Below are 7,771 nucleotides of genomic sequence, written 5' to 3' on the forward strand. Positions count from 1 at the left end.
CTGCAGCTGCAGGACCAATGATGTGCACACCAAGGATTTCTCCGTATTTCTTATCAGCAATGACTTTTACGAAACCTTGAGCCGCATCTGATGCAATAGCACGTCCGTTTGCAGCAAAGTTGAATTTACCGATAGCAACATCGTATTTCTCACGGGCTTGTTCTTCTGTCAAACCTACTGCTGCTACTTCAGGAAGAGTATAGATAGCTGCTGGAGTCAAGTTCAATTTAGCAACAGCATGATTTCCTTTGAGGGCATTTTCAGCGGCAACTTCCCCCATACGGAAGGCTGCGTGCGCCAACATTTTAGTACCGTTGATATCACCTGGTGCGTAGATTCCAGGAACAGAAGTTTCCATGTATTCGTTGACCTTGATGCGTCCACGATCCAATTCAAACTCAACATCGCCAATTCCTTCAAGGTCTGGTACACGACCGATTGAAAGAAGGGCTTTGCTTGCGATGATATCGTCTTTTCCTTCAACCTTGATACGAAGTTGACCATTTTCTTCGATGATTTCTTGCAATTTTGTACCTGTCAAGATAGTCATTCCTTTACGCTCAAGAATCAAGCGAAGATTCTTAGAAACTTCCGCATCCATAGCTGGCACGATACGGTCCATCATTTCGATAACAGTTACTTTTGAACCAAATGTCATAAAAGCTTGGCCGAGTTCGATACCGACAACCCCACCACCGATGATAACGAGGCTTTCTGGCACTTCGTTCATTTCAAGAATGTCATCACTGGTCATCACAAGTGGAGATTCCATACCAGGGACGTTGATCTTGCTGACTTTTGAACCACCAGCAAGGATAATTTTCTTGGTTTCAAGCAATTCAGAACCATTTACCAAGACGTTCTTATCTTTAGTAATAGTACCAACTCCCTTATGTACAGTAACTCCGTAACTACGAAGAAGACCTGCAACACCACCTACCAAGGTATTGACAACTTTAGATTTAGTTTCTAAAAGTTTATCCATATCTACAGTGAAGTTTGGATTTTCAATGACGATACCACGGTTTGCTGCATGACCGATGTTTTCGATGATTTCAGCGTTGTGAAGGTAGGTCTTAGTTGGGATACATCCACGGTTCAAGCAAGTTCCACCGAGTTCTGATTTCTCAACAAGGGCAACCTTACCACCGAGTTGGGCAGCTTTAATCGCTGCAACATAACCAGCAGGACCTCCACCAATCACAACGATATCAAAGGCATCATCGCTCTTACCATCGTCGTTTGAAGCACTAGCTGCAGGCGCTGGGCTAGCTTCTGGTGCTGCCGCTCCAGCTGTTGGGATATTTTCCCCTTCTTCTCCAAGGTAACCGATAACTTCCGTTACAGGGACAGTTTCACCATCTCCTTTGAGGATGGCAATCAAGTATCCATCTTCTTCGGCTTCCAATTCCATGCTGACTTTGTCAGTCATGATTTCCAAAAGGATTTCTCCTTCTTTTACAAATTCTCCGACTTTCTTATTCCATTGGACGATTTGTCCTTCTGTCATATCTACGCCGGCTTTTGGCATAATTACTTCTAAGGCCATGTCTTACTTCCTTTATCTATATCTCTAAAAATAAATACTGTATTTTTAAACCAACATTGAGATTGGGTTCTCAATCAAGGCTTTCAAGTCTTTCATAAACTTAGCACCAGCCATACCATCTACGACACGGTGGTCAATCGTTAACCCAAGGCTCATGATTGGACGAATCACAATCTCACCGTTGACAACTACAGGTTTTTCAACTGTTGAGCTCACCCCGAGGATAGCTGAGTTTGGTTGGTTAATAATAGGACCGAAGGACTGAACGCCAAACATTCCTAAGTTACTGATTGTGAATGTTGAATTTTGCAGTTCACTTGGAGCCAATTTACCATCCAATGTACGTCCAATCACATCTTTAAATGCAACTACCAACTCAGACAAGCTTAATTTTTCAGCATTATAGACAACGGGTGTCATCAATCCGTTATCCATCCCAACTGCCATCGCAAGGTTGACATAGTTATGAGTGATAATGGTCTTGCCATCTTCGGTCAATGAAGCGTTGATGTAAGGGTGTTTCATTAAGGTCTTCACAACAGCGAGAGAAAGAAGGTCTGTAACCGTGACTTTCTTACCAGTTGCTTCCATGATTGGTTCAAGAACCTTCTTACGAAGCGCCAACATTTCTGACATATCGACATCATAGTTGAGTGTGAAGGTTGGCGCAGTTAGGTAGGATTCAACCATACGTTGGGCGATGACCTTACGCATTGGTGTCATTGGGATACGCTCAATCTCACCATAAGGAGTGATAGTATCTGGAACTTCTTCCACTTTTTCGATTTGAGCAGGAGACTTGATGGTGTCATTTTCGATATTTTCAGGAAGTAAGGCCAAAACGTCCTTCTTCATGATCTTACCACGATGACCCGTTCCTTGGATTTCCTGCCAAGCAATATTATGTTCAAGGGCAATTCGTTTTGCAAGTGGCGAAATGCGAACCACATTTGTGTCTTTATAAGTTTCCACGTCTTCTTTGTGGACACGACCGTTTGCACCTGAGCCAGAAACGTCGTAGAGGTTGATACCTAAATCATCCGCTAACTTTCTAGCCGCAGGAGTCGCTCTTAGCTTGTCATCAGCCATGACCTCTCCAATTCTATACTAAGATATTAAGGACGTAGAGGGCAATGAAAAAATAGGAGATTGACGATGTGCTCGATGAGCACAAGGAAATCTATCTTTTTTCGCAGACCTCCGTCCGAATTCAATTACATGATACTAAGGGCGTAAAAAGCGACTGAAAAATAGGAAATCGACGCTGGCTTCGATGAAGCCAAGGAGATTTATCTTTTTTCCGAGCTTTTAGCCTGTGTTCAACTCTACAAGTACCATGGACACAAAATGTGTCTCATGGTACTACGGTTGCCGCTATTAGGCGGTCAACCTAGTAGACTTACTAATTCATTCGTCGAATATTATCGATTCGACTCACTCATGTCGCAACTTTATATACAACTTGGAAACAAAACATATTTCAAGTTATTAAAGTTAAAAATCCCTAGATTGTTACATAATTTAATTTATGTACTCTTATTCTTTGTTATAAGTTTTACGAATGGCATCTTTGATGCTTTCAACTGTTGGAATCATTGCATTTTCTAGATTTTGTGCATAAGGCATTGGCACATCTTCTCCTGCACAACGGCGGATTGGTGCATCTAGATAGTCAAATGCCTCTGATTCTGAAATAATAGCTGAAATCTCGCCGATATAGCCACTTGTTTTGTGGGCGTCGTTGACAAGCACCACCTTACCAGTCTTCTTCACTGAGTTAATGATGATATCCTTATCAAGTGGAACAAGAGTACGTGGGTCCACAATTTCAACTGAAATTCCCTCTTCTGCTAATTCTTCAGCAGCTTGAACCACACGGCGAAGCATTTTACCGTAAGTAACGACTGTTACATCCGTTCCTTCGCGTTTGATTTCACCAACCCCAAGTGGAATCGTGTAGTCTGGATCCACCGGCACTTCACCTTTTTGGTTAAACTCAGACTTGTACTCTAAGATAATGACTGGATTATTATCACGAATTGAAGATTTGAGCAATCCCTTCATATCCGCTGGCGTTCCTGGAGCCACTACTTTCAATCCTGGAATGTGGGTAAACCAAGATTCCAATGATTGGGAGTGTTGGGCTGCAGAACCAACACCATTACCCGCTGCACAGCGGATCGTCATAGGTACTTGCCCTTTCCCACCAAACATATAACGTGTTTTAGCAGCTTGGTTAACGATATTGTCCATGGCAATAACCGAAAAATCCATAAAGGTCATATCAACAATTGGACGAAGTCCTGTCATGGCTGCTCCTGCTGCTGCTCCAGAGATGGCAGCTTCAGAAATCGGACAGTCACGGACACGTTCTGGACCAAATTCTTCAAGCATTCCAACAGAAGTTCCGAAGTCTCCTCCGAAGACACCGACGTCTTCTCCCATCAAGAACACATTTTCATCGCGACGCATTTCCTCAGACATAGCAAGGATAATGGTGTCACGGAACGACATTGTTTTTGTTTCCATTTTTATCTCTTTCTCCTTAGTCTGCGTAAATATCTTCAAAGGCTGATTCTAGTGGTGGGAACGGACTTTCTTCCGCAAATTTAACAGAAACTTCTACTGCTTCCTTGACTTGCGCTTGGATTTGTTCCAATTCTTCGGCACTTGCAATGTTATTTTCAATGAGGTACTTGCGAAGGTTTTCGATTGGATCTTTTTGTTTCCACAATTCCACTTCTTCACGCGTACGATATTTACCAGGGTCAGATGATGAGTGACCAAGCCAACGATAAGTGACACTTTCAATCAAGACTGGTCCATTGCCACCACGAATATGGTCTACAGCTTTCTTAAATCCTTCATAAACATCAATGACATTGTTGCCGTCTGGAATAAACATACCAGGAATCCCGTAAGCTGCACTGCGTTCATGAATGTGCTCTACATTGGTCATTTTCTTGATATCCGCAGAAATTCCATAGCCGTTGTTGATGCAGTAGAAAATCACAGGCAAGTTCCAGATGGAAGCCATGTTTACAGCTTCGTGGAAGGCTCCTTCATTAGTCGCACCATCTCCAAAGAAACAGACAACAATTTTTCCTGTTTTTTTCATTTGTTGGGTCAGGGCTGCACCGACAGCGATTCCCATACCACCACCTACGATACCATTGGCACCGAGGTTCCCAGCGTCTAGGTCGGCGATATGCATGGAACCACCTTTTCCTTTACAGGTCCCAGTGTACTTCCCAAGGATTTCTGCCATCATTCCATTGAGGTCAATCCCTTTGGCAATAGCTTGCCCGTGACCACGGTGGTTAGATGTGATCAGATCATCTGGATTAAGAGCCAGCATCGCTCCGACGTTAGCAGCTTCCTCTCCGACAGAAAAGTGAGTCATACCAGGAACTTTCCCCTTTTTCACTAACTGAGCAATTTTTAAGTCCATGCGACGGATTTCTTCCATCTTACGGAACATCTCTAGCAAAAGATTTTTATCTAAAGTTGACATAATCTTGCCTTTCTAACTTTGTTCTTACCCTACTATTTTACCTCTTTTTGAAAACACTGTCAAAGTATATGACCAATAAAATTTCACAATATAAAAAAATAAATCCCTGTTAAAACAGGGATTTTCTCAAGTTAGAATATTTTTTCACAAAGTATTTTTTCAAGTAATTTTCCAAAAATTAGTTGATTTTTTTCATGATTGTTTGCAAACGCCATTGATACAAACAACCAGAAACAATCAAGCTGACAATCAACCCAATCCAGTAGGCAAATGCCCCTAAGTCAGTTACTTGATCTAGTAGGTAACCTAGAGGTATCGCTACTCCCCAATACCCGATTAGGCCAAGATAGAAAGGAACGATAGTGTCCTTATAGCCTCTTAAAATTCCTTGGAGCGGAGCCGCAAAGGTATCAGCTAGCTGGAAAAAGAGACTGTAGGTCAGGAAAACAGCAGTTGTTTCAATGAATTGAGAATCATTTCCATATAGACTAGCCACATGATCTCTAAAAATATAGAGAAAGGACAGGGTAAGACCTGCAAAAATAAGGGCGGTTACTCTCCCAAGACGAGCATAAATCTTTGCATCCTCAAAACGTTTAGCACCAACTTCGTAAGATACAACAATAGACATAGCAGATGAGATACTCATAGGAAAGGCGTACATGAGATTCGAAAAGTTCATAGCTGACTGGTGGCTAGCGATGACGAGCGATGAAAACTTGGCCATCAACAAACCAACTGCTGAGAAGATAGCAACTTCTGCAAAAACAGTACCGCCTATCGGTAACCCTAGATGAATCCCTTCTTTAATCTTTGATAAATCAAGCGAAAGTGGCTTTTCCAAATGAAATTCCTTTAAATTTTTCTGCTTTAAAAGAATGATGACAGAGATTCCAAGGAGGCACCAGTAAGCTAAAGAAGTTCCTAGCCCTGCTCCTGCACCACCAAGTTCAGGAAAACCGAATGCTCCATATATCAAGAGATAGTTAAAACCACTATTGAGCGGAAGCAACAAAAGCATGAGATACATAGATAGCTTGGTCAATCCAAGAGAATCTAACAATGACCGAATGACACTAAAAAGCAACAAGGGAATAATCCCGATAGAAAGGTGCCAAAGATAAGAAACTGCAACTGACGCCACTTGATCTTCTAGTCCGATATGGTTTAAGACAGGTGGCGCTAAGAATACTACCATGCCAAGCAAGACCAAAGACAGTCCGAAAGCTAAGTAGATGAATTGGTAAAAGTCAGATGCTACTTCTTCCTTTTTGCCCCGTCCCAGATGATGGCCTATAATGGGAACCATGGCCGAAACAATCCCTGTTAAAAAAGTAAAGAAAGGGTTCCATAGACTCGTTGCAGTTGATACCCCCGCCAAGTCTATGGTATTGTACTGCCCCGTCATGGTTGTATCGACAAAAGAGGCAGAATAATTGGCAAATTGGTAAATTAAAATTGGAAAGAAAATTTTTAAAAATAATAATAATTTCTCTTGTAAACTCTTTGTCTTATACATTCTACTCTTTCTATTCTGATTTATCCAAACCAAAAAGTTTCAGACCATATTTTTTAAGACTTAGTGGAGGATTATTAGATTTTGAAGTAGTGTGCCAACAAGCACATGCACGACAATAATAACTTCTAACTAATCCACCATTGTCATATTGAACAGCATGATTAGCTTTTTCTTTAGATTCATATTGAATTTTAGTACGATTAGCTGCAGGACAGTAAACTCCACTATTCGATTTTGATTGTCTCTCCCTACGTTTTCGAAAATAATTCATTTTCCTACTCCTGTTAAGCTTGGTAGATGACTTCTCCTCTACAAATGGTATATTTGATATGCCCTTTTAAAGTTTCCCCGATAAATGGTGAATTAGCTGCTTTTGAAGCAAAGCGTGAGTCCACAAGGCGATCAGCCTTGGCATCAAAGATAGTGATATCCGCTGGACCATTTTCAGCTAAGTAGCCTGCTTCAAAGTTGTAAAGTTCGGCTGGATTGACAGTCATTTTTTCTAGCAATTCCATCAAGCTTAGCTCACCAGCTTCCACCAAATAAGTCAAGCCGAGAGATAGAGAGGTTTCCAAACCAGTCATACCAGATGGTGCTTTGGTGATATCTTCTACATTTTTCTCATCTGCATGGTGAGGCGCGTGGTCTGTCGCGATAACTGTGATAACACCTGACTTGAGACCTTCGATAACGGCAAGACGGTCTGACTCCAAACGAAGCGGAGGATTCATTTTGGCATTGCTACCTTGAGTTAAAAGAAGAGTTTCTGTCTTAGAAAAATGCTGTGGCGCTACTTCTGCTGTGACATGAGCACCCAAACCTTGAGCGAACTCTACTACCTTGACACTTTCCTCCTTAGACAAATGTTGGATGTGAACATGTGCCTTAGTTGCGTAGGCAATCATGACATCACGCGCAATCATAGCGTATTCTGCCACTCCTGTCGCTCCACAGATATGGAAATATTCCTTAGCGATGTTTTCGTTAAATCCAAGAGTCCCATTCAAACCTGGATCTTCCTCATGAAGGCTGATAAAGGTATTGAGTTTTTTGGCTTCTTCCATGGCTTCCTTGACCACTTTACTGCTTTCAAGGGGAATCCCGTCATCAGAAAAACCAACAGCTCCAGCTTCTAAGAGCGCCTTAAGGTCAGTCAAGTCTTGACCATTAAAGTTCTTGGTAATAGTTG

General features: G+C 41.9%; 7 protein-coding genes. All 7 read right to left on the reverse strand.

Annotation, left to right across the window (positions count from 1 at the left end):
* On the reverse strand, positions 1-1,549 hold a 1,549-nt coding region (gene lpdA, locus SORDD16_RS04590; RefSeq protein ID WP_277730411.1), incomplete at its 3' end, for a dihydrolipoyl dehydrogenase.
* 45 nt (positions 1,550-1,594) lie between these two features.
* The gene (locus tag SORDD16_RS04595; RefSeq protein ID WP_061452540.1) at positions 1,595-2,638 is read right to left on the reverse strand and encodes a dihydrolipoamide acetyltransferase; all 1,044 of its coding nucleotides are present in this window, start codon (positions 2,636-2,638) and stop codon (positions 1,595-1,597) included.
* A gap of 447 nt (positions 2,639-3,085) precedes the next feature.
* Positions 3,086-4,078: an alpha-ketoacid dehydrogenase subunit beta gene (locus SORDD16_RS04600; RefSeq protein WP_061452541.1), complete on the reverse strand. Its 993-nt coding sequence runs from the start codon at positions 4,076-4,078 to the stop codon at positions 3,086-3,088.
* Positions 4,079-4,094: 16 nt separating this feature from the next.
* Complete coding sequence (locus SORDD16_RS04605) at positions 4,095-5,063, reverse strand: thiamine pyrophosphate-dependent dehydrogenase E1 component subunit alpha (RefSeq protein WP_061452542.1); 969 nt, start codon at positions 5,061-5,063, stop codon at positions 4,095-4,097.
* A gap of 178 nt (positions 5,064-5,241) precedes the next feature.
* Positions 5,242-6,582, reverse strand: coding sequence for an MATE family efflux transporter (locus tag SORDD16_RS04610; RefSeq protein WP_061452543.1), 1,341 nt, complete (start codon positions 6,580-6,582; stop codon positions 5,242-5,244).
* Between the two features lie 10 nt (positions 6,583-6,592).
* Positions 6,593-6,853 carry a hypothetical protein gene (locus tag SORDD16_RS04615; RefSeq protein WP_061452544.1) on the reverse strand — a complete coding sequence of 87 codons (261 nt, stop codon included), beginning with the start codon at positions 6,851-6,853 and terminating at the stop codon, positions 6,593-6,595.
* A 13-nt stretch (positions 6,854-6,866) separates the two neighbouring features.
* Positions 6,867-7,771 (reverse strand): dihydroorotase (locus SORDD16_RS04620; protein ID WP_061452545.1); only part of this gene is annotated, 905 nt, incomplete at its 5' end.

The sequence above is a fragment of the Streptococcus oralis genome (genome assembly GCF_001578945.1).
In the GTDB taxonomy this organism is placed as follows: Bacteria; Bacillota; Bacilli; order Lactobacillales; family Streptococcaceae; genus Streptococcus; species Streptococcus oralis_Q.